A 533-nucleotide genomic window follows, 5' to 3' on the forward strand; every position below is an offset into this window, starting at 1 on the left:
AGTCGTCAAGGCATTCGGGCAGCAGCGTCACCTGCTGCCGGTCTTCGCCTTCGATGAATCGCTTCATGGGCCACCACCTCGTTCAGACGGGTTGGCTCAATATAGGTGACCATCAAGGGAGTTTCCACACAGCCTCGGCCAAGACCGGAAGTTCCGAGACAGGACCCGATTCGGGGTCCGCGGCAATGACAGCAGTCCGCGGCCCCGTTTCTTGCCAAATTTTGCCAAGCGGCATATGCTTGAGTCATGAGCACGATGAACGTATCCCTGCCGGACGCCATGAAGTCGTTCGTGGATGAGCAGGTGGTCGAACGCGGCTATGGCACGAGCAGTGAATATGTGCGCGAGCTCATCCGCAAGGACCAACAGAGGCTTCAACTGCGCGGTCTGCTTCTTCAAGGTGGCCGCTCAGCGCCCGCTGCCGAGGCGGACAAGGCCTACTTCGACGGTCTGCGTGGGAGGGTGCGCGCCGCGGGCAAAAAGGCAGGCCGGGACGGCGGCAAGAGGTGAAGTCAAAAACGGTCGTCCCGCGA

General features: G+C 61.0%; 1 protein-coding gene. It reads left to right on the forward strand.

Annotated elements, in window-relative coordinates; translation table 11 throughout:
- The first annotated feature begins 246 nt into the window (after positions 1-246).
- Positions 247-510, forward strand: coding sequence for a ribbon-helix-helix domain-containing protein (locus AC1DN9_RS30075; protein ID WP_478105904.1), 264 nt, complete (start codon positions 247-249; stop codon positions 508-510).
- Positions 511-533 lie beyond the last annotated feature (23 nt).

Source organism: Variovorax sp. 05L425 (genome assembly GCF_056397705.1).

Bases quoted from the DNA above. Each gene is read 5' to 3' on its own strand.
- AC1DN9_RS30075 (WP_478105904.1), top strand. From the start codon at position 247: ATGAGCACGATGAACGTATCCCTGCCGGACGCCATGAAGTCGTTCGTG.